16 protein-coding genes and 2 pseudogenes are annotated in these 21335 nt (G+C 69.3%); 14 read left to right on the top strand and 4 right to left on the bottom strand.

The window, feature by feature from the left end; all coding sequences use genetic code 11:
* Positions 1 to 3: 3 nt before the first annotated feature.
* Together mycP and eccCa are read left to right on the top strand one after the other, a co-directional pair.
* A complete protein-coding gene (gene mycP / locus NB3_RS17040; protein WP_067803846.1) occupies positions 4 to 1377 on the top strand; it encodes a type VII secretion-associated serine protease mycosin in 1374 nt (457 codons plus the stop codon).
* A gap of 45 nt (positions 1378 to 1422) precedes the next feature.
* A complete protein-coding gene (gene eccCa, locus NB3_RS17035; RefSeq protein ID WP_067803841.1) occupies positions 1423 to 5502 on the top strand; it encodes a type VII secretion protein EccCa in 4080 nt (1359 codons plus the stop codon).
* 123 nt (positions 5503 to 5625) lie between these two features.
* Here the strand turns inward: eccCa and NB3_RS17030 are convergent, their stop codons facing one another.
* Entirely contained in the window at positions 5626 to 6231 is a 606-nt protein-coding gene (locus tag NB3_RS17030) for a GNAT family N-acetyltransferase (protein WP_084486307.1), read from the bottom strand.
* Positions 6232 to 6234: 3 nt separating this feature from the next.
* The gene (locus tag NB3_RS17025) at positions 6235 to 7038 is read right to left on the bottom strand and encodes a GntR family transcriptional regulator (protein ID WP_067803838.1); all 804 of its coding nucleotides are present in this window, start codon (positions 7036 to 7038) and stop codon (positions 6235 to 6237) included.
* Positions 7039 to 7315: 277 nt separating this feature from the next.
* Between NB3_RS17025 and NB3_RS17020 the strand changes: the two genes are divergently transcribed.
* On the top strand, positions 7316 to 7708 hold the full coding sequence (locus tag NB3_RS17020; protein WP_244891938.1) for a DUF4254 domain-containing protein: 393 nt from the start codon (positions 7316 to 7318) through the stop codon (positions 7706 to 7708).
* 51 nt (positions 7709 to 7759) lie between these two features.
* Here the strand turns inward: NB3_RS17020 and NB3_RS17015 are convergent.
* Positions 7760 to 8801 (bottom strand): annotated as a pseudogene (locus tag NB3_RS17015) (MinD/ParA family ATP-binding protein); the annotation flags it as partial.
* Positions 8802 to 12595: 3794 nt separating this feature from the next.
* Here NB3_RS17015 and infA point away from each other — a divergent pair.
* The 8 genes from infA (at position 12596) to truA (ending at position 17511) form a co-directional block, all read left to right on the top strand.
* Positions 12596 to 12817, top strand: coding sequence for a translation initiation factor IF-1 (gene infA / locus NB3_RS17010; protein WP_003418601.1), 222 nt, complete (start codon positions 12596 to 12598; stop codon positions 12815 to 12817).
* A gap of 149 nt (positions 12818 to 12966) precedes the next feature.
* Positions 12967 to 13080 (top strand): 50S ribosomal protein L36, encoded by a 114-nt coding sequence (gene rpmJ, locus NB3_RS17005; protein WP_011207363.1) that lies wholly within the window; start codon positions 12967 to 12969, stop codon positions 13078 to 13080.
* 249 nt (positions 13081 to 13329) lie between these two features.
* Positions 13330 to 13701, top strand: a complete 372-nt coding sequence (gene rpsM / locus NB3_RS17000) for a 30S ribosomal protein S13 (protein ID WP_039795645.1) — start codon at positions 13330 to 13332, stop codon at positions 13699 to 13701.
* Positions 13702 to 13710: 9 nt separating this feature from the next.
* Entirely contained in the window at positions 13711 to 14124 is a 414-nt protein-coding gene (gene rpsK, locus NB3_RS16995) for a 30S ribosomal protein S11 (RefSeq protein WP_039795647.1), read from the top strand.
* 20 nt (positions 14125 to 14144) lie between these two features.
* Positions 14145 to 14750 carry a 30S ribosomal protein S4 gene (rpsD, locus tag NB3_RS16990; RefSeq protein WP_067803832.1) on the top strand — a complete coding sequence of 202 codons (606 nt, stop codon included), beginning with the start codon at positions 14145 to 14147 and terminating at the stop codon, positions 14748 to 14750.
* A 142-nt stretch (positions 14751 to 14892) separates the two neighbouring features.
* Positions 14893 to 15951, top strand: a complete 1059-nt coding sequence (locus NB3_RS16985; RefSeq protein WP_039796155.1) for a DNA-directed RNA polymerase subunit alpha — start codon at positions 14893 to 14895, stop codon at positions 15949 to 15951.
* Between the two features lie 50 nt (positions 15952 to 16001).
* Positions 16002 to 16529: a 50S ribosomal protein L17 gene (gene rplQ / locus NB3_RS16980; RefSeq protein ID WP_067803829.1), complete on the top strand. Its 528-nt coding sequence runs from the start codon at positions 16002 to 16004 to the stop codon at positions 16527 to 16529.
* 139 nt (positions 16530 to 16668) lie between these two features.
* Positions 16669 to 17511 (top strand): tRNA pseudouridine(38-40) synthase TruA, encoded by an 843-nt coding sequence (gene truA / locus NB3_RS16975; RefSeq protein WP_157111831.1) that lies wholly within the window; start codon positions 16669 to 16671, stop codon positions 17509 to 17511.
* Between the two features lie 119 nt (positions 17512 to 17630).
* On the opposite strand, the pseudogene NB3_RS16970 reads toward truA, so the two are convergent.
* Positions 17631 to 18071: pseudogene (locus NB3_RS16970) on the bottom strand (Hsp20/alpha crystallin family protein); the annotation flags it as partial.
* Between the two features lie 162 nt (positions 18072 to 18233).
* On the opposite strand from NB3_RS16970, the gene NB3_RS16965 reads away from it, so the two are divergent.
* The 3 genes from NB3_RS16965 (at position 18234) to NB3_RS16955 (ending at position 21331) form a co-directional block, all read left to right on the top strand.
* Positions 18234 to 19067, top strand: a complete 834-nt coding sequence (locus NB3_RS16965; protein WP_067803917.1) for an LLM class F420-dependent oxidoreductase — start codon at positions 18234 to 18236, stop codon at positions 19065 to 19067.
* Positions 19068 to 19233: 166 nt separating this feature from the next.
* Positions 19234 to 20625, top strand: a complete 1392-nt coding sequence (locus NB3_RS16960; RefSeq protein WP_067803827.1) for an MFS transporter — start codon at positions 19234 to 19236, stop codon at positions 20623 to 20625.
* Between the two features lie 46 nt (positions 20626 to 20671).
* Positions 20672 to 21331: a response regulator transcription factor gene (locus NB3_RS16955; RefSeq protein ID WP_067803824.1), complete on the top strand. Its 660-nt coding sequence runs from the start codon at positions 20672 to 20674 to the stop codon at positions 21329 to 21331.
* Positions 21332 to 21335: the final 4 nt, after the last annotated feature.

The raw sequence follows: 21335 nt of genomic DNA, 5'->3' as shown, positions 1-21335 counted from the left end.
CGGATGGTTTGCGCCGCAACGGTTGCCGGCGCCGCCATCGGTGTGCCCAGCGCCCGGGCGATCACCCCACCCGGGATCGATCCCGGCGCACTCGGGGCCGCACAGGCTTTGAGCGTGCGGCCCGCGCCGCTGGAACCGACCGAACAGCGTGCCGTGTGCGCCGAACCGCTGCTCACCGGCGCGCCGCCCAGCGAGCCTCCCATGGCGCAGCGGGTGCTGGATCTGCCGTCGGCGTGGCAGTTCAGCCGCGGCGCGGGGCAGAAGGTGGCCGTCATCGATACCGGGGTGAACCCGCACCCGCGGCTGCGGTCCCTGCAACCGGGCGGCGATTTCGTCTCCGACAGCGACGGCACCGTCGACTGCGACGGTCACGGCACCCTGGTCGCCGGGATCATCGCGGCCCAGCCGAGCCCCGGCGACGCCTTCGCGGGCATCGCGCCAGACGCGGAGCTGCTCACCATCCGGCAGCTCAGCCTGGCCTACGAGCCGAAGGACCGTGCCGGGCGCGGCGATCCGCCGGGCAAGATCAGCAGCGACGGCTACGGCAGCGTGCTCACGCTGGCGGCGGCCGTGGTCCGCGCCGTCGATCTCGGCGCCACCGTCATCAACATCTCCGAAGTCGCCTGCACCGCGGCCGGTTCCGACACCGCCGACGCCTCGCTCGGCGCGGCGGTGAAGTACGCCTACGACCGCAATGTCGTCGTGGTCGCGGCGGCGGGCAACTTGCAGCCCGACGGAGCCTGCTCGAAGCAGAACGAGGGCTCCGGCTGGGGTTCGGTGGTCACAGTCGCGAGCCCGGCCTGGTTCACGCCCTATGTGCTCTCGGTCGGCTCGGTGGACTCGACGGGCCAGGTGTCGGAGCTGTCGCTGCACGGCCCGTGGGTGGGCGTCGCCGCGATCGGCCGCAATATCGTTTCGCTGGACAGCAAGCCGGGCGCGGCCGGATTGGTGGACGGCGTCCAGACCACCGACGGCATCAGGACCGTCGAGGGCACCAGCTTCGCGGCCCCCTATGTGGCCGGGCTGGCCGCGCTGGTGCGCGCGCGTTTCCCGGAACTCACCGCCCAGCAGGTGATGGACCGCATGATCCGCACCGCGCACGGGCCTGGCACCGGCCGCGACGACCGGATCGGGCACGGCCTGATCGATCCGCTCGCCGCGCTGACCGCACAACTGCCGGACAAACCCGTGAGCGCCGACGCCGACGCCGCACGAGCGGTCGCCGCGCCGGTGCATCCGCCCGGCCCCGACCCCCGGCCCCGCCGGATCGCGGTGCTCGGCTCCATCGTCTGCCTGGCCGGCCTCGCCATCGGTGTGGCCGTGGCGTTCCCGTTCCGCCGGACCAGGCAGGACCTGAACGCCGAATTCGATCCGTAGCGCGGGCGCAGCCGCACCGCTCGCCGCCGACCGAACGAAGGAATCATGGCTACCGAAGGCTTTGTGCGCCGCCCCCGCCTCGCACCGCCCCGGGCACCCGGTGGCGAGGTGGCGCTGACCGCACCGCCGGAGATCGCGCGCGCACTGCCGGCGCCGCTGATGATGAAGCTGATGCCGATCGTCATGGTGGTCGCGGTGGTCGGCATGATCGCCATGATGGCGATGATGGGCCGCAACCTGCTGGCAAATCCGTTCATGATGATGTTCCCGATGATGATGCTCATGTCGATGGTCGGCATGATGGCGGGCTTCCGGGGCGGCGGGCCGAAGCGCGCGGTGGAACTGAACGAGGAACGCAAAGACTACTTCCGCTACCTCGACCAGGTCCGCAGGGAGGTGCGCCGCACCGGCGGCAAGCAGCTGGATACGCTGCGGTGGAGTCATCCCGAACCCGCCGACCTGCCGTCCCTGATCGGGACGAGGCGGATGTGGGAGCGCAGGCCGAACGACCCCGACTTCGGGCACGTGCGCGTCGGGGTCGGCAGCCACCGGCTGGCCACCAAGCTGGCGCGCCCGGAGACGGGGCCACTGGAGGATCTGGAACCGGTCTCCACCGTGGCTCTGCGCCGATTCGTGCGAACCCATTCGGTGGTGCACCGCCTGCCGACCGCCGTGTCGTTGCGCGCGTTCCCCGCGATCAACATCAGCGGCGCGGCCGAGGAGGCGCGCATGCTGGTGCGGTCGATGCTGATGGAGCTGGCGGTGTTCCACGGGCCCGACCATCTCGCCATCGCGATCGTCTGCTCCGACCCGGACGGCGCGGCGTGGTCCTGGGCGAAATGGCTGCCGCAGCTGCAGCATCCGACACAGCGCGACGGCATGGGCTCGGCGCGCATGATGTACCACTCGCTCGGTGAGCTGGAGACGGCGCTGGCGGCCGAGCTGCTCGAGCGCGGCCGGTTCATGCGCAACCCGCAGCCGACCCAGGGGCGCCTGCACCTGGTGGTCGTCATCGACGACGGCTACGTCAGCGGCGGCGAACGACTGGTCAGCGAATCGGGCCTGGACTCGGTGACGGTGCTCGACCTCACCGCGCCGGAGGGCGGGCTCGCGGCCCGGCGCGGACTGCAACTGGTCGTCGCCGACGGCGAGGTGGCCGCGCGCAGCGCCGCCGGAGTGGAGAAGTTCGCCACCGCCGACGAGGTGAGCACGGCCGAGGCCGCGTCCTTCGCCCGCGCACTGGCCAGATACCGGCTGGCGACCGCGGCGCAGATCGTCAGTCTCGGCGAGGGAACCACGGCCGATCCCGGGCTGATGGCGCTGCTGAAGATTCCCGACGCGGCCCAGATCGATCCGGCGCGGGTGTGGCGTCCGCGCACCGGCCGGGAGCGGCTGCGGGTGCCGATCGGCATCACCCCCGACGGCACTCCGGTGGAGATCGACATCAAGGAGTCGGCCGAGAACGGTATGGGCCCACACGGCCTGTGCATCGGCGCCACCGGCTCCGGAAAGTCCGAATTCCTTCGCACCCTGGTGCTCTCGCTGGTCACCACGCACTCGCCGGACGCGCTGAACCTGGTGCTCGTCGACTTCAAGGGCGGCGCCACCTTCCTCGGCCTCGACTCGCTGCCGCACGTCGCCGCCGTGATCACCAACCTGGAAGAGGAACTGTCGCTGGTCGATCGCATGAAAGACGCGCTCGCCGGCGAGATGAACCGCCGCCAGGAGCTGCTGCGTTCGGCGGGCAACTACGCCAACGTCACCGACTACGAGAAGGCGCGCGCCGCGGGCGTACCGCTCGATCCGCTGCCCGCGCTGTTCATCGTGGTCGACGAGTTCTCCGAATTGCTTTCGCAGAAGCCGGATTTCGCGGAGCTGTTCGTGATGATCGGCCGCCTCGGGCGGTCGCTGCACGTGCACCTGCTGCTGGCTTCGCAGCGCCTGGAGGAGAACAAGCTGCGCGGCCTGGAATCGCACCTGTCCTACCGGATCGGTCTGCGCACGTTCTCGGCGAACGAGTCACGCGCCGTGCTCGGCATCACCGACGCCTACCACCTGCCGAGCGTGCCGGGCTCGGGATATCTGAAGAGCGACGCGTCGGACCCGTTGCGGTTCAACGCCAGTTACGTGTCCGGTCCGTATGTCGCGCCGCAAGCTACGGTGGCCGGCGAGGACGGCAGCCCGGTCGCGGGTCGACGGCCCGCGTTGTTCACCGCCGCCCCGGTGGAGATGCCCGAGCCGATCGATACCGATATCGGAATCGAGCCGGTCGCGCCGTCGAACCCGTTGCTGGAGTTGCCGCCGCCACCGTCGGCGGTCGGGGCCGCGCCCGGCGCCGACGAGGGCATCCCCGACACGTTGCTCGACGTGGTGGTCAAGCGACTCACCGGGCACGGCCGCCCGGCGCACGAGGTGTGGCTGCCGCCGCTGGACGAATCCCCGACGGTGGACATGCTGCTTCCGGATCCCGATTGGCGTTCGCCGGTCAACCGGCACGGCCAGCTGTGGATGCCGATCGGCGTCATCGACAAGCCCTACGAGCAACGCCGAGATGTGCTCACCATCAATCTGGCCGGCGCGCAAGGCAATGTCGCCGTCGTCGGTGGCCCGCAGTCGGGCAAGTCGACGACACTGCGCACCATCATCATGGCGACCGCGGCCACGCACACCCCGGAACAGGCGCAGTTCTACTGCCTCGACTTCGGTGGCGGAAGCATGGCCGGGTTGTCCGGCGTGCCGCACGTCGGTTCGGTGGCCGGGCGTCTCGACAGCGACCGGGTGCGCCGCACCGTCGCCGAACTCACCACGCTGATGCGTCAGCGCGAGGAGCGCTTCGCCGCGCTCGGCATCGAGTCGATGGCCGAGTTCCGTCGGCGCAAGTTCGGCGATGGCCGCCGCGTCCAGGACGGCGCGGCCGGGCCCGCCGATCCGCTGGCCGACGACAAGTTCGGCGACGTGTTCCTGGTGATCGACGGCTGGGCCGCGATCCGCGAGGAATTCGACATGCTGGAGCCGCAGATCAACGCCATCGCGGCCCAGGGGCTGTCGTTCGGCATCCACCTGATGATCGGCGCCGCGCGCTGGGCCGAGATCCGTCCGGTGGTCAAGGACCAGATCGGCACCCGCATCGAGCTGCGCCTCGGCGATCCGTCCGACTCGGAGATGGGCAGGCGCACCGCGCACCAGGTTCCGGTCGGACGTCCCGGCCGCGGTCTGACCGCCGACCAGCTGCACATGCTGATCGCTGTGCCGCGCTTGGACTCCGACTCCGACCCGGGCAGCCTGGCCGACGGTGTCGCGCAGGCGCGGGCCGGACTCGAACAGCAGTACCCGGACCGCCACGCGCCCGAAGTGCGCATGCTGCCGCTACGGTTCGGCAGGGACGAGCTGCTGGCCTCGGCGAAGGCGGAAGGTGTCGAACTCGGCCCCACCCGCGTCGTCGTCGGGCTCGGCGAGTCCGAGTTGCAGCCGCTGGTACTGGATTTCGGCGTGGAACCGCACTTCATGGCATTCGCGGACGTGGAGTGCGGCAAGACCACCCTGTTGCGCAACATCGTGCTGGGCGTGGTGGAGCAGTCGACCACCGAGCAGGCCCGGATCATCATGGTGGATTACCGCCGGACCATGCTGGGCGTGGTGGAGGGCGACCACCTGGCCGGGTATTCCACGTCGTCGCAGACCTGTGGTCCGATGATCCAGGAGGTGGCCGGGTATCTGGCCAAACGGATTCCGGGCTCGGATATCACGCCGCAGCAGTTACGCGAACGCAGCTGGTGGAGCGGCCCGGAGATCTACATCGTGGTCGACGACTACGACATGGTCGCCACGGGCACCGGCATGAATCCGTTCGCGCCGCTGCTGGAATTCCTGCCGCAAGCGCGCGACATCGGCATGCATTTCGTGGTCACCCGCCGCAGCGGCGGTGTCTCCCGCGCGCTGTACGACCCGATCCTGGGCACCATGAAGAACCTCTCGGTGGAGACGTTGATCATGAGCGGATCGCGGGACGAGGGCAAGCTGATCGGTGACGTGCGGCCGAGCAAGCTGCCGCCAGGACGCGGAACGCTGGTCTCCCGCAGCAGAGGCATCGAGATGGTGCAGATCGCGCATCTGCCGCCGATCTGAGGGGCGCATCGGATCGTCGCGCGGCATGCGGCCGGGGATGGCACGGATCGCCGACCATCTCCCGTGAGCGGGGTGCCGCGCACCGGTACGTTCGCCGTCGTCGCGAGCGCCGAGTACCGGCGCTCAGTTGTTCGGTGGCGGGCGCAAGAGCGCGGACGCGCCCACTCGCCCGGCAGCCGTCACCGGTACGGGAAGGGGGGGATCCCAGGTATCGGCTCTCCGCTCGAACAGTGCGCGCGAAGGTCCTAGCGCGAGCGGTCCCCCCGCGATGCGCACCGAACGGAAACCCGCGGAACGGTAGTAGGCGTGCAGGTCGGCATTGGTGGTCCACGCGTCGAGCCGGACCCAGGCGCGGCCCTGCGAGCGGGCGAGGGTTCCCGCGTGCGCGAGCATGTAATGGCCGACGCGCTGGCCCGCGAATCGCAGGTCCACGATCATGTAGTGGACGATCACCGCGTCGTCGAGTTCCCACCGAGACCACAGGCCCTCGTCGGCGCGGTCGTTGACCGTGATGGTCCCTGCCGGTTCCCCCGCGACCTCGGCGATCCAGGTCTCGCCCGCGTCCAGCGCACGTCCGACGGCGCGGGCGAAGATCTCGATGGGCAGCCCGCGCCCGGCGACCGTCCACTGGTCGGAGCCGCGCGCGGTGAGCCACGCCGTGCGCTGCACCCGCAGGCGGCAGATCGTGCCGAGATCGCCCCAAGTCGCCTGGCGCAGCGCGATCGTCATGGACTACGCCCGGCCGGACCCGTGTGAATCGGCAAGCGTGTTCCGGATGACCGCGGTGCCTTCGGCGTCGCCGAGTTCGTAGGCGAGCCGATTGCCGGTGGCGAGCGAACGTTGCCGCGTGGCGCGGGTGACGCGTTCGTGGGTGGCGCCGATCCGCAGATGGTCGAGCAGGATGGTGCCGGTGGCGACGCCGAGCACCAACGCTTCCTCCGCGTTCGCCGGCCGCGCGACGAGCGTGTCGCGGTGCGCGGTCTCGGCATGGCCCCGGTCGGCGAGGCGGCGGGTGGTGCCCTCCGGGATGTCGTGCGGCGAGTCGATTCCGGTGGCCTCGGCCAGGTCACGGGGATAGAAACTGACCTCCCACGACCACGGCTCGTTGTCGAGATACTGGACCACCGTCCTGGCCAGCACCCACGAATCCGGCGGTACACCCAGCCAAGACGCGACCTCGGGGCTGGCGGGCTCCATCTTCGCGCTGAACTCCTTCGACGGCTCCCGGTGCGCGGCCCGCGCGATCTCCTCGAAGATGTCGTGCGGGGTCTGCGGCCGGTCGGGGCGGATGGAATCGGTGACCACGGATTCCAGAATCTCTTGGTTTCGAACGATCGTCCCGCGGGAAGTAGCTGTATAGACGAGATTTTCGGCCACCAGCACCTGGATCGCGTTGCGGGCCGTGGTTATCGAGACCTGCATTTGATCGGCAAGTTCCGAGTGACTGGGCAGTCGATCGCCCGGTTTCCACTTGGCTGCGCGGATCTCCTCGCGGAGGAGGTCTGCGATCCGGTGATACGTCGGACCGTCCGCCATCTTGCTCCTCGGTTGGTCATGCAGGTAACGAAGTGTACTCTTCGTGACTGCCTACGGACCGGTAACGCTTGACAGGTGCCTTCAGAGGTTTATTGTAATGAAGTCCTGATCCGGTGTTGTGCGGCGATGACGGCGAGGCAACGTGGCAGGTTCGGATTCAACGGTCGTAATGCCCCTCCCCGGCACATCGAGGTGTGCCGATCCTTCGGTGCGCTCTTCGGCGCCGGGATTGCTTCCCACGTCCGACCTATTGGTCCGGGCGTGTCGCGGACACCGCGTGGTCGGTGGTCCGCTCCTGTGGTTCGCTCGTGATCTGGCAGTGCTACATGAGCGCCGCCTGGTCGGCCGCGGTGGTTCGGTGGACACCTCGGTGGCGGTGGTCCGCGAAATCGAGCGTCGCAGAGTCGAATTGGTGATGGCCATCGATGACTGGGTGATGCGGAACGTGCCGCAGCATCGGCTCGGCGCCACGTTGCATACCGAAACGGTGGGCGCGGTGATCGATCGCCTCGCCGAGTCGTCGGTGCGCGCGCACCACGCGTTGATGACTCTGAACGCGCACGACGAGTTGCTGCACAACGCGTGGCATCATCTCGCCGAACTCGCGGACGCCTACGACGATCTGGTGCGCGACGTCATGGCGGGCAGACGGCGTCTGCCCGAGTGGTGAGCGGCTGATCCGTTCTCGCCCTTTGCCCGCCGGGCCACGGCCCGGCGGGTGTCACGGGTGGTAACGACGGTGATCGGTGGCGAAATCGTCCGCGACGGTCGCGGCCAGCTCGACGTAGGCCCGCTTGGTCTGCTTGTGCAGCCGGTGCAAGTCGATTTCGGCGCCCTCGGACATGTGCGCGTCGAACGGGATGATGTGCACGGCGCGGCACCGGGACAGGAAGTACTCCCGTAGCTGCTGGATACCGACATTCGGTGATCCGGCCCGCGGGGAGTTGATCACCACCACCGCGTTGCGCACCAAATGGTCGTGGCCGTGCAGGGACAGCCAGTCCAATGTCGCTGCGGCACTGCGGGCTCCGTCGATCGCGGGGGAGGAGATCAGTACCAGCGAGTGCGCCAGATCGAGCACGCCGGACATGGCCGAGTGCATGAGCCCGGTACCGCAGTCGGTGAGGATGATGTTGTAGAACCGCTGCAGGATCCGGGCGACCGCGCGGTACTCCTCTTCGCTGAACGCCTCCGACGCGGCCGGATCACGTTCGCTGGCCAGCACTTCCAGGCGGCTGGTCGCCTGCGAGGTGTGCCTGCGCACGTCCGAATAGCGCTGGATGGTCGAATCGAGGAGCAGGTCGCGCACGGTGGACCTGGTCTGCAGCGGCACCCGCTGCGACAGCGTGCCGAAGTCGGGATTGGCGTCCACCGCGATCACCCGGTCGCCCCGGATGGAGGCGAAGGTGGAGCCGAGACCCATTGTGGTAGTGGTCTTTCCGACACCGCCCTTGAGCGACAGCACCGCGATCCGGTAGTCGCCGCGGACGGGCTGCCTGATCCGCGCGACCAGTTCCTGCAGCCTGCGTTCCTCCGCGGACATACCGGGGTTGATCGCGCCGCCGGACACGTGGTGCACCGCCTTGCGCCATCCGGTACCCGGCGCCTTCTTGGCCCGGCGCAGCGGCACGTTGTCCAGCGAAGGTTGCTGGAACGGCGCGCCTTGTTGCTGGAGCGGGACGCCTTGCTGTTGGAGTGGTGCGCCTTGCTGTTGGAGTGGTGCGCCTTGCTGTTGGAGTGGTGCGCCTTGCTGTTGGAGTGGTGCGCCTTGCTGTTGGAGTGGTGCGCCTTGCTGTTGGAGTGGTGCGCCTTGCTGTTGGAGTGGTGCGCCCTGCTGTTGGAGCGGCGTGCCTTGCTGCTGGGCGGGCGGTTGTGCGTAACCCGGCGGCGCGCCCCACTGCGGGGCTGTTTGCACGGTGGTCTGGTGCGGTGGCGCGGAATGCGGTGTTGCTGCCGCGGATTCCGGGGCGGCGGCATTGCGCCACTGGTCGGCGGGGGCCTGTGGTGGGGCAACCGGCGTCTGACCGCCCGCGAACTGGGCAGGCTGGACCGCGTTTACGTCGCTCGGGCCATTGGGGTGCTGCTGTGGGCCGCCTGCGGCGTAGGCAGTATCCGGTCGTGACTGGGGAACTTGTTGCTGGTCGAAGCCGGGCACTTGTCCGACCGGCGTCTGCGGAGCCGACGGCTCGTTCGGCTCCTCGGACAGCCGGTGTCGTCCGCCGCCTGCGACGGACCGGTGGCCTACCTCGGTCGCGCTGGTCCAGTTCGGCGCTGGCGCGCTCGAATTACCCTGCTCGCCAGCGACATCCGCAGAATCCGAGGCGTTCGGATTCGCGGGGGTTTCTGGCGTGTGGGCGGCAGCCACAGCGCCGGTCGCGGCGGCGCTGTGGGGGCCGGGCGGCACAGTGAGCCCACCATGCCCGGCATGCGGGCCGGAGGGGGCCGGTTCCGTGACGCCGTGATCCGCGGGCAGCGGGTGCGACGGCGGTCGGTGATCGGCGGGCGTATGGGTTTCCGGCGCGCGGTCGGCCGGTGCGGCGGTCTCCTGCGGCGTGGGCGGGAGTCCCGGACGGTCGGACCGACCTTGCTCCGGCGCGCTGTGACCGAGCCAGGGCGGCGGGCCGTCCGCGCCGCGCGGCGGCAGGCGGTGCTCGTCCGGAGCGGCTGTGGGTGAACCGGATCCGCCGGTGCGCGGCGGGTCGGGCAGCGGCGGGAGTGGGCCCGGCGCGTCGGTCGCGGACGCCGCGGCCTGCTCGGGCGTGGACGCGGCGAGCCAGGGCGGCGGACCGTCAGAAGTCACCGCAGGAGGAGCAGCCGAGGCGGCCTGCGGGCCTTGTGCGGAATGCTGTGCGCTGGACGGTGTCTGGTCGGCATCGCTCGACGGCGTGATGTAGCTGGTGCCCTGCCCGAACTCCGTAGCTGCCGTCGTCGCCGGGGCCTGAGCCGCTGCCGCGCTCGACCCGGCAGCGGTGTTCTCGCCGCGCGGTTCGGCCGGACTTGCACCGCTTGACGGCGTCCCAGCACCGGGCGCTCTCTCACTCCCTGCCTCCCGGACCGGGTCTGCTCCGGTAGAAGCCGTGCTTCCACCCCCGGGCGCCGATACCCGATCGGCGTGCTGCCGTGTCTGCTTGTCGGCTGCAACCCCGGAGTGCTCTCCCTGCGGCTCGCCGGAATCTTCCCCGCTCAACAGGGCGGCCGACTCCCGTGCCGAAGATTCCGCGCCGGCCGGTGCCCCGCTCGCGGTCGCGACCTCGCTTGATACGGGCTGGGTGCCGGGTGTTGTCGGCAAGAGTGCGTTGTGCGGTGCCGTGTGGTCCGGGCCGGTCGGCGTTCCGCTTGTGGTGGGGGCGTCACCTGGTGTGGGTGGGGTGCCGGGTGTTGTCGGCAGGGGTGCGTTGTGCCGTGTCGCGTGGTCTGGACCGGTCGGTGTTGCGCTTGTGGTGGGGGCGTCGCCTGGTGTGGGTGGGGTGCCGGATGTTGTCGGCAGGGGTGCGCTGTGCCATGCCGTGTGGTCCAGGCCGGTCGGTACTGCCCCCACGGTCGCGCCACCGGTCGGCCCGGCAGTGCCCGTGGTGGGCGGTGTGCCAGCCGGTGCCGACGCCTGTGCGATCTGCGAACCCGGCTGCTCGGTGTCGGTCGGCGCAGCGGCCACGTCGGTGGGAAGCTCGGAAGGCGGAGTGGGTGGAGTGGCCGTCGGCGTCGGCGAGTGCCCGCTCTGCCACATCGTGTGGTCTCCGGTGAACGGAGGCACTGCGGAGTATCCGCCGCTGGTCGGCGGAACCGGCGTATCGCCGGTCGGAGCTTCCGGACGCGCGCCGGTCAGGCGCGTCTGCTGCGGGCCGTGTGGTGCGAGTTCGCCGGGAGCCGTCGGTGAGTGCCCGCCCGGCCATGCCGCCTGGTCCGTCGGAGACGGGGGCGCGGCGGGGTATCCGCCGTGGAGCGCCTGCGCGGACCTATCGCCGCCGGTCGGAATTGGTTCGCCGCTCGGCCGCGTCTGCTGTGGACTGTGTGGTGCGAGTTCGCCGGGAGCCGTCGGTGAGTGCCCGCTCTGCCATGCCGCCTGGTCTGTCGGAGACGGAGGCGCAGCCGGGTCGGGTGACTGCGTCGACGTGTCGCCGCTGGTCGGAGCCGGAGTCCGGGGTCGGGGAGATCCGGCACCCGGCTGAGCTACCTCGTTTCCAGTCGGTCCGGTGCCTGCGGCCTGGCCGGGCGGAGCCGAGTTCGGCCACAGGTTCGGCGCCACGGCCGAGAGGGCGGCGTCGAGCCGAGGGTTGCCGGTGGACGGCCATCCGCCGTGCTGCGGGCCGAGCGGAGGCCGGCCGACGGCTTGGGCGGGCGTGCTCTGTCCGTGCGACGGCCGGGCGTGCTCGTCGTTCCGCGCGGCGGCGGGCCGCTCCTCGGCCGGCTGCCGAGGCGGCGGTGGCGGGAGATCGGGCCGGTCCGCCTGCCGGTGCGCAGGCTGGTCGTTCGGTACGGGCGGGTTCGCGGCCCTGCTGCCGAGCGGCTGGAAGCCGGGCGACGGCCGCGACGGGTTGCGGGTGGGCAGGCTGTGCTGCGGACCGTTGCCGCGCTCGGGCGGCGCTTGCCACGAGTTGTCCTGGGCCGGTGGAGTGCGGTCCTGGCCGGGCTGCTGCCACGATTCCTGGGACTGCTGCCATGACTGCTGCGGCTGCTGCGATGGCTCCTGCGGCTGCTGCCATGACTGCTGGGACTGCTGCCAGGACTCCTGCGGGGGCGGAACCGGTGCAGGCTCGTCCGGGACCGGTGCGGGCGCGCGGCTCGCCTCGCCGTGCCGCTGGTCCTCCTCGGCGGGGCCCTCGTTCTTGTCGCGGCGCCAGCCCTTGCGGCGCTTCTCCGGCCGCGCGGCCTCCGGGCGTTCCGCCTCGGGCGCGCGGTTCTTGAAACGGCCGCGCCTGCGGCTGGGCGTCTCTTCGATGAGGTCGTCGTGCGGAAGGTTCTGCACCGGCGCTTCGTAGCCGCTCTGGCCGACGTCGCTCTCCGACAACCACGGCGGCAGCATCGGCAGGCCGTCATTGCTACGGCTCACGACTGCGCCTCTCCGCCACTCGACGGGCCGGTGATCCGCTCGTGCTCAGCCACGACTCGCCTCGCTGCCGCTCGGCTCGGTCGTGGCCAGGGGTGCCCTGCCGGTGACTCGCTCGCTACGCTTACTCACGGCCTCGCCTCCCTGCCGCTCGCTTCGGCCGCGACCGAGAGCGCCTCCGCCGGTGGCTCGCACGCTGCGCCGGCTCACGCGTCCCCCTCGATCTGCTCGACCCAAATACCTGAACAGCGGCCAGTTTACGCGACAACCGGGCGCCGTCGCGGCACCGCGTCGGAGGCCAGCCACCAGTGGGAAGGCGGCTGCGAAACGCCTGGCGACACGGGTATACAGGGAGGCATTTTTGCCCGATCCGGAACGTGTCGGTAAGCTGGAGCGGCGGTGCACCTACGCGCCGCCTGTTTGTGTGCGAGCGGTCCGCTCCAGCGGCCCGGTCCCATTCGAGCAGAACCAGGCAAACAAACCAGGTTGAGCGTAACCGGGATCGCGGAGGACATGGCGAAGAAAGACGGGGCCATCGAGGTCGAGGGTCGAGTTGTCGAACCGCTGCCCAATGCGATGTTCCGGATCGAGCTCGAGAACGGGCACAAGGTTCTCGCGCACATCAGCGGGAAGATGCGGCAGCACTACATTCGCATCCTCCCCGAGGACCGTGTGGTCGTCGAGCTCTCGCCCTACGACCTGTCGCGCGGCCGGATCGTCTACCGCTACAAGTGAGCGCGCCCGCGCGATCGGAGTCGGTTGCGAACCGGCGGTCCCGGCGTGAGCCGGGGCGGAGTCGAAGGACTCACACCAGAACTTCCCCAGTCGCCGACTGGGGAAAAACTGTGTTCACACCCCTGTGAACCACAACAGATTGGACGGACGTGAAGGTTCAGCCGAGCGTCAAGAAGATCTGCGAGAAGTGCAAGGTGATCCGCCGTCACGGCCGGGTCATGGTGATCTGCGACAACCTGCGCCACAAGCAGCGCCAGGGCTGAGCGGAGGCGAGGGCGACCTCGCACCATTCGCCCGAGGCTTGCCGACGGCGCCGCTCGACGCGACACCAGCCAAGCACCGAACCGCAGTTCGGATTGGCAAGAAGAACTCCCAGCACCAGCCGCACGCTGCGGAAATCCAGGGTTCGCCCTGGGGCGTGCGCGCCTACCACCGGTTCGGAGGCCGGTGCCCCGCCAAGACGAGGGGACGGACAGGGAGCAGACCTCCGCAACGATTAAGGAAGCTGCCAGATGGCACGTCTCATGGGCGTCGACCTCCCGCGCGAGAAGCGCATGGAGATCGCACTGACCTACATTTTCGGCATTGGCCGTACCCGCTCCAAGGAGATCCTCGAGGCCACCGGCGTCAGCCCGGACCTGCGTTCGAAGGATCTCAGCGACGACGATCTGACGAAGCTGCGTGACTACATCGAGGCTTCGGAGTTCAAGGTCGAGGGTGACCTGCGCCGCGAGGTGCAGGCCGATATTCGCCGCAAGATCGAGATCGGCTGCTACCAGGGCCTGCGCCACCGTCGTGGCCTGCCCGTGCGTGGCCAGCGCACCAAGACCAACGCGCGCACCCGCAAGGGCCCGAAGCGCACCGTCGCCGGCAAGAAGAAGTAGGGATAACCGATGCCTCCGAAGAGTCGGGCCGCGGGCCCGAAGAAGACCCAGAAGTCGCGTCGCAGGGACAAGAAGAACGTCCCGCACGGCAACGCGCACATCAAGAGCACGTTCAACAACACGATCGTGTCGATCACCGACCCGAACGGCAACGTCATCTCCTGGGCGTCGTCGGGTCACGTCGGCTTCAAGGGCTCGCGCAAGTCGACCCCGTTCGCCGCGCAGCTCGCCGCCGAGAACGCCGCCCGCAAGGCGCAGGAGCACGGCGTCAAGAAGGTCGACGTGTTCGTGAAGGGCCCCGGTTCGGGCCGCGAGACCGCGATCCGCTCGCTGCAGGCCGCCGGCCTCGAGGTGGGCACGATCTCCGATGTCACCCCGCAGCCGCACAACGGCTGCCGTCCGCCCAAGCGGCGTCGCGTCTAGCGGGAAAGGAATAACGAACAATGGCTCGTTACACAGGCCCTATCACCCGCAAGTCGCGTCGTCTGCGCGTCGACCTCGTCGGCGGCGACCAGGCGTTCGAGCGTCGCCCCTACCCGCCCGGCCAGCACGGCCGCGCGCGGATCAAGGAGAGCGAGTACCTGCTCCAGCTGCAGGAGAAGCAGAAGGCCCGCTTCACCTACGGCATCATGGAGAAGCAGTTCAGCCGGTACTACAAGGAGGCCAACCGCCTCAAGGGCAAGACCGGTGACAACCTGCTGCGTCTGCTCGAGACCCGCCTGGACAACGTGGTGTACCGCGCCGGCCTGGCCCGCACCCGTCGGCAGGCTCGCCAGCTGGTCAGCCACGGCCACTTCCTGGTGAACAACAAGAAGGTGGACGTTCCCAGCTTCCAGGTCACCCAGTACGACATCATCGATGTCAAGGAGAAGTCGCTGGGCACCCTGCCGTTCCAGGTGGCGCGCGAGACCATCGGCGACCGTCCGGTTCCCGGCTGGCTGCAGGTGCTCCCCGGCCGGCTGCGGATCCTGGTCCACCAGTTGCCCGAGCGCGCGCAGATCGATGTGCCGCTGCAGGAACAGCTGATCGTCGAGTACTACTCGAAGTAACACTCGACGAGCCGTCCTTGGCATGCCTCGGACGGCAAGCGCGCATGTGCCGCTGGTGCGTGGCTGCCCCCGATGGGCGGCCACGCGCAACCCCTGAGACGAGGCGTCAAATAGCGGGCGCCCAAAAAGGAGGATGATCCTAATGCTGATTTCACAGCGTCCGACGCTGACCGAAGAGGTCGTCGCCGAGAACCGCTCGAAGTTCACCATCGAACCGCTCGAGCCCGGCTTCGGTTACACCCTCGGCAACTCGCTGCGGCGTACCCTGCTGTCCTCGATTCCGGGGGCGGCGGTCACGAGCATCCGCATCGACGGCGTCCTGCACGAGTTCACCACCGTTCCCGGCGTGAAGGAGGATGTCACCGACATCATCCTGAACCTCAAGGGCCTGGTCGTCTCGTCCGAGGAGGACGAGCCGGTCACGATGTACGTGCGCAAGCAGGGCCCCGGCACCGTCACCGCGGGTGACATCGTGCCGCCCAGCGGCGTGGTGGTGCACAACCCGGACATGCACATCGCGACCCTGAACGACAAGGGCAAGCTGGAGATCGAGCTCGTCGTCGAGCGCGGTCGCGGCTACGTCCCCGCCGTGCAGAACAAGGCGTCCGGGGCGGAAATCGGCCGGATCCCGGTGGATTCGATCTACTCGCCGGTGCTGAAGGTGACCTACAAGGTCGAGGCGACTCGCGTCGAGCAGCGCACCGACTTCGACCGGCTCATCCTGGACGTGGAGACCAAGAACTCCATCAGCGCGCGGGACGCGCTCGCCTCGGCGGGCAAGACCCTGGTCGAGCTCTTCGGCCTGGCCCGCGAGCTGAACGTCGAAGCAGAAGGCATCGAGATCGGCCCCTCGCCGGCCGAGGCGGACCACATCGCCTCGTTCGGTCTGCCGATCGAGGACCTGGACCTCACCGTCCGGTCCTACAACTGCCTCAAGCGCGAGGGTGTGCACACCGTGGGCGAGCTTGTCGCCCGCACCGAGTCGGATCTGCTGGACATTCGCAACTTCGGCCAGAAGTCCATCGACGAGGTCAAGGTCAAGCTGCACGCGCTCGGCCTCTCGCTCAAGGACAGCCCCGCGTCGTTCGACCCGTCCAGCGTGGTCGGCTACGACGCGAGCACCGGCACGTGGAGCGACAGCGGCACGTTCAGCGACACCGACGGTGGCGAGCAGGACTACGCCGAGACCGAACAGCTCTAGGCCGCCGGGGTAGGCGCCCCGGCCCGGCCTCATACAAGGAGAACACCACAATGCCCAAGCCCAAGAAGGGTGCCCGCTTCGGCGGGTCGGCGTCGCACCAGAAGGCGATCTTCGCCAATCTGGCCACGGCGCTCTTCGAGCACGGCCGGATCACCACCACCGAGGCCAAGGCCAAGGCCGTGCGTCCCTACGCGGAGAAGCTGATCACCAAGGCGAAGGCAGGCACCCTTGCCGACCGTCGCGAGGTGCTGAAGGTGATCCGCAACAAGGACGTCGTGCACGAGCTCTTCGCTCAGATCGGCCCGTCCTTCGAGGGGCGCGAGGGTGGCTACACCCGCATCACCAAGACGCTGCCGCGTAAGGGTGACAACGCGCCGATGGCGATCATCGAGCTGGTCCGGGAGAAGACCGTGACCAACGAGGCCGATCGCGCTCGCCGGGTGGCCGCGTCGAAGAAGGCGGAGGAGGCTCCGGCCACCGAGGTCGTCGAGGAGGAGGCCACCGAGGCCACCGCCGAGACCGCCGAGGCCGAGGCTCCGGCTGCCGACGAGGCCGCCGAGGACAAGAAGGACGCCTGACGCTGAGCGTCGGACTTCGCGGACGAGCCCGCCACCCGCACTGGGTCGGCGGGCTCGTTCGTTTCTACCGGAGGATCATGTGACCGTGGAGGAATCGGTGGGATCGTCGTCGGACCGGCCGCACGCGGACGCGCCGGGCGTGGCAGCGGCCGAACCGCCACGGGCCCGGGTCCGGTTGGACATCGCCTACGACGGCACGGATTTCATCGGCTGGGCGCGTCAGCCCGGCCTGCGCACCGTGCAGGGGGTGCTGGAGGACGCGCTGAGCAAGGTGTTCCGCGAGCCGATCCAGTTGACCGTGGCTGGTCGTACGGACGCGGGCGTGCACGCCGAGGGGCAGGTCGCGCATTTCGACACCTCCGGCGAACTGGACGCGGAGAAGCTCGTGCACCGGATGGCGCGATTCCTGCCGAAGGACGTGCGGATCAAGCAGGCACGCCCGGCCGCGCCCGAGTTCGACGCCCGGTTCTCCGCCATCCGCCGCCATTACGCCTATCGGTTGACCACCGCGCCGTACGGGGCCGAGCCGCTGCTGGCCCGCAGCGTGGTCGCCTGTCGATCCGGCGTCGATGTCGACGCGATGCGAGCGGCGTCGCGAAAGTTGCTGGGCCTGCACAACTTCGCCGCGTTCTGCCGCCGCAGAGAGGGCGCGACGACGGTGCGGGAGTTGCAGCGCTTCGACTGGGTGCGCGACGGTGACCTGCTGATCGCCTACGTCAGCGCCGACGCGTTCTGCTGGTCGATGGTCCGCAGCCTGGTCGGCGCGGTCCTCGCCGTCGGCGAAGGGCGGCGCACGGTGGAGTGGGTCGCCGACCTGTTGCGGGAGACCGAGCGCTCCAGTTCGGTCACCGTCGCTCCCGCGCATGGCCTGAGCCTGATCGGCGTCGACTATCCGGCGGACGAGGATCTCGCCGCCCGCAACGCGCAGACGCGGGAGACGCGGACGGTTCCGGTTCCGGGCGGAGGTTGCTGCGGCGAGTGAAAGCTACCCGCACCCGGCGTGGGTGCGGGTAGCGGGTACGGTCACTTCGATGACCGCGGGTACTGCTGCTGCGACTGCTGACTCTGTTCCTGCTGCGTCGGCGACATCGTCTCCGACCGGCTCGATTGCGCTTCGATGGTCCTCGGTTCCTGTGACGCCCCGGTGATCTGGATGCGGCGCGGCTTCGCGCGCTCCGCGATGGGGATCGTCACCGACAGCACGCCGTTGTTGTAGGTCGCGCTGATGTTCTCCACGTCGACGTTCTCGCCGAGGGACATCTGGCGCATGAAGGTGCCCGCGAAGCGTTCCGAGGCGATCCACTGCACGCCTTCTTCACTCGGCACGGTGCGCTGGGCCCGCAGGGTGAGCGTGCCGTTGTCGACGCTGACGTCGATCGAGCCCGGGTCGACGCCGGGCAGGTCCGCGTTCAGGACGTAGTGATCTCCCGCTTTGAACAGATCCATCGGCATGAATCGCGGTGCGCGACCGGTTCCGGCGCTCTCACCGAGCAATTGGCGAGCAACGGTATCGATGTCATGGAATGGATCGAATCGAAGCACAGCAATCACCTCCATTTCCCTAGTGGCGGCGCGGGCCAGGTGGCGGGCGCCGATAGCTGTGCAATAGCCACCCTAGCCCTCGGTAATCAGGAAGGCACCGACTCGACCGGCCCGGCGCATCGAGCCGGAATAGCCGTCTCCGGGCGTGTGTTGGGTCGGGACATGGCATTCGACAGTCTCGGACGGTTCGGCGTGTGGCGGGCGTACAACGGGTTCAGCCCGGAGGACGCACGGGAATTGGAGCAGCTGGGGTACGGCGCGCTGTGGTTGGGGGCTTCGCCTCCCGCGGATCTGGCGACGGTCGAACCGCTGCTCGAGGCGACCGAGACGATCACCGTCGCCACCAGCATCGTGAACATCTGGGCGTCGCAGGCGAAAGAGGTGGCCGACTCGTTCCATCGGATCGAGGCCCGCTTCCCCGGCCGGTTCCTGCTCGGCATCGGCGCGGGACACCCGGAGCACACCGGTGAGTACCGCAAGCCGTACGACGCGCTGGTGGAGTATCTCGACGACCTCGACGCCGCAGGAGTGCCCGCCGAACGGCGCGCGGTGGCCGCGCTCGGGCCGCGCGTGCTGAAGCTGGCCGCCGAGCGGTCCCTGGGCGCCTTGCCCTACTTCGTGCCCGCGGCGCACACCGGGAAAGCGCGCGAGATCGTCGGCCCGGACGCGCTGCTGGCGACCGAGCACAAGGTAGTGCTGACCGACGACACCCCGACCGCGCACGCCGTCGCGGACCAGACCGTCGCGTTCTATGTCGGCCTGACCAACTACGCGTCGAACCTGCGCCGATTCGGTTTCACCGACGCCGACCTCACCGTGCCGCCGAGCGAGGCGCTGTTCGATGCCGTCATCGCGCACGGCACGCCGGAGCGGATCGCCGCCCAGCTGTCCGCACACGCCGACGCGGGCGCCGATCACGTCGCGGTGCAGATCCTCGGCGACAACTACCTCCCCGCACTGCGCACCCTCGCTCCGCTGCTCACCGCGCGAGCCTGACCACCCTGTCTTCTCCGGCCCCCGGCGCAGCGCCGGGGGCCGGTTCGCGTTTCCGGGTGATCGTCCTAAGGGACTGTTAGGAAGCCGCGAGAGCCATTCCGCGCGCGTGTGACTGCCGACACACTGATCTGCGACGACGTGATGAGGCGTCGGAGAAGGAGATGTTGTGACTACGACACAGCCCGTGGGCGAGCGCCGGGTGGTCGCGAATGTGCTGCGCGGATCCATCGGCAATCTCGTCGAGTGGTACGACTGGTATGTCTACGCCGCGTTCAGCGTGTACTTCGCGAAGACGTTCTTCCCCAAGGACGATCCGACCGCGCAGCTGTTGTCCACCGCCGCCGTGTTCGCGGTCGGCTTCCTGATGCGCCCGATCGGCGGCTGGGCGCTGGGCCGCTACGCCGACCGGTTCGGCAGGCGCTCGGCGCTGACCTTGTCGGTGACGGTGATGGCCGCCGGATCGCTGATGATCGCGGCGACGCCGGGCTATCAGACCATCGGTCTGGCCGCGCCCGCCCTGCTGCTGGTGGCCCGGTTGCTGCAAGGTCTGTCGGTGGGCGGTGAGTACGCCACCAGCGCGACGTATCTGTCCGAGGTGGCCTCGGCGGGCAGACGCGGGTTCTACTCGAGTTTTCAATACGTGACGCTGGTGGCAGGCCAGCTCGTCGCGCTCGGGGTGCAGATCGTGCTGCAACAGTTCCTCGACGCCGACCAGATGAACGCGTGGGGCTGGCGGATCCCGTTCGTGATCGGCGCCGCGGGCGCGCTGATCGTGATGTGGTTGCGGCGCGGCATGGACGAATCCGAGCAGTTCCGCGCCGAATCCGCCCAGGAGCCGGCGAAGGACGCGCCAACCGCTGTGCGGCAATCGCGTGGCTCGCTGCGCATCCTGTTGCAGTATCCGCGCGAATGCCTGCTGGTCGTCGGCTTGACGCTGGGCGGAACGGTCGCGTTCTACACCTACACGACCTACATGCAGAAGTTCATGATCAACACCTCCGGCATCTCCAAGTCGACTGTCGCGTGGATCAACTTCATCGCGCTGCTGGTCTTCGTGGTGCTGCAACCGCTGGCGGGCGCGCTGTCGGACCGGGTGGGACGGCGCAAGCTGCTGATCTTCTTCGGCGTGGCGGGCACCCTGCTGACCGTGCCGATCATGACGGTGCTCGCGCGCACCACGAATCCGGTCGCCGCGTGGGGCCTGATGATGGCGGCGCTGGTGATCATCACCGGATACACCTCGATCAACGCGATCGTGAAGGCCGAGCTGTTCCCGACGAGGATTCGCGCGCTCGGCGTGGGACTGCCCTACGCCCTGACCGTCGCCATCTTCGGCGGCACCGCCGAGACGATCGCGCTGGCGCTGAAGAAGGGCGGCCACGAGTCGCTGTACTTCTGGTACGTCGCCGGCTGCATCGCCGTCTCGCTGATCACCTACTACTTCATGCGGGAGACCTCGGCCTCGTCGGCGATCGACGCCGAGCCCACCGCGAGCGCCGATACCGGGCCCGGCGCCGCGGCCGAGCCGGGACGGCCGATGGTCACCGTGCGTGACTGACCGGCCGGCACACGCGCCGGTCCGCCCACTGTGGGAGGATCGGCGCGTGCGGCTTGCGGTGGTCGAGGACGACGACGGCGTGGGAGACGCGCTGGTCGAAGCGCTCAACGCCCGGGGTTACCGCGCCGAACGCAAGCGCCGCGGCGCGGACCTGCTGATCGCGCACCGCGACTACGACGCGGTGATCCTCGACCTGGGACTGCCCGACGGCGACGGCTTTCAGGTGCTGCGCAGGCTGCGCGAGGTGAGTTCGGTCCCGGTGCTGATCCTGACCGCACGCAGCGACGAACGTTCGATCGTGCGCGGTCTGCGCGGTGGCGCCGACGACTATCTGGTGAAGCCGCCGCGCATCGCGGAACTCGTCGCGCGGTTGGAGACGGTCGCCAGGCGCGCTGCCGCGGCGGCGCGGCAGGAGCGGTCGGTGGTCGTCACCGGTGACGTGCGGGTCGATCTGGGCGCGCGCGTGGTGGAGGTGGCAGGCGAGCCGGTGGCGCTGACCCAGAAGGAATTCGAGCTGGTCGAGGCGCTGGTGGAACGGCCGGGGGCCGCGGTGAGCCGCCAGCAGTTGATGGATCGCATCTGGGGTGACGCCTTCGTCGCGGTCTCGCGTTCGCTGGACGTGCACATGACCGGCTTGCGGGCGAAGCTCGGCAGGCCCGGCCTGATCACCACCATTCGCGGATACGGGTACCGGTGGGGGCAGTGAGCGC

It is taken from the genome of Nocardia beijingensis NBRC 16342 (assembly GCF_001612785.1).
Taxonomy (GTDB): Bacteria; Actinomycetota; Actinomycetes; order Mycobacteriales; family Mycobacteriaceae; genus Nocardia; species Nocardia beijingensis.
Note: the sequence above shows the minus strand (reverse complement) of the source record. Positions and strands in the feature narration are given on the sequence as shown.

Coding starts and splice junctions, on each gene's coding strand:
- mycP (WP_067803846.1), top strand. CDS start 4: ATGGTTTGCGCCGCAACGGTTGCCGGCGCCGCCATCGGTGTGCCCAGC.
- eccCa (WP_067803841.1), top strand. CDS start 1,423: ATGGCTACCGAAGGCTTTGTGCGCCGCCCCCGCCTCGCACCGCCCCGG.
- NB3_RS17030 (WP_084486307.1), bottom strand. CDS start 6,231: ATGACGATCGCGCTGCGCCAGGCGACTTGGGGCGATCTCGGCACGATC.
- NB3_RS17025 (WP_067803838.1), bottom strand. CDS start 7,038: ATGGCGGACGGTCCGACGTATCACCGGATCGCAGACCTCCTCCGCGAG.
- infA (WP_003418601.1), top strand. CDS start 12,596: ATGGCGAAGAAAGACGGGGCCATCGAGGTCGAGGGTCGAGTTGTCGAA.
- rpsM (WP_039795645.1), top strand. CDS start 13,330: ATGGCACGTCTCATGGGCGTCGACCTCCCGCGCGAGAAGCGCATGGAG.
- rpsK (WP_039795647.1), top strand. CDS start 13,711: ATGCCTCCGAAGAGTCGGGCCGCGGGCCCGAAGAAGACCCAGAAGTCG.
- rpsD (WP_067803832.1), top strand. CDS start 14,145: ATGGCTCGTTACACAGGCCCTATCACCCGCAAGTCGCGTCGTCTGCGC.
- NB3_RS16985 (WP_039796155.1), top strand. CDS start 14,893: ATGCTGATTTCACAGCGTCCGACGCTGACCGAAGAGGTCGTCGCCGAG.
- rplQ (WP_067803829.1), top strand. CDS start 16,002: ATGCCCAAGCCCAAGAAGGGTGCCCGCTTCGGCGGGTCGGCGTCGCAC.
- NB3_RS16965 (WP_067803917.1), top strand. CDS start 18,234: ATGGCATTCGACAGTCTCGGACGGTTCGGCGTGTGGCGGGCGTACAAC.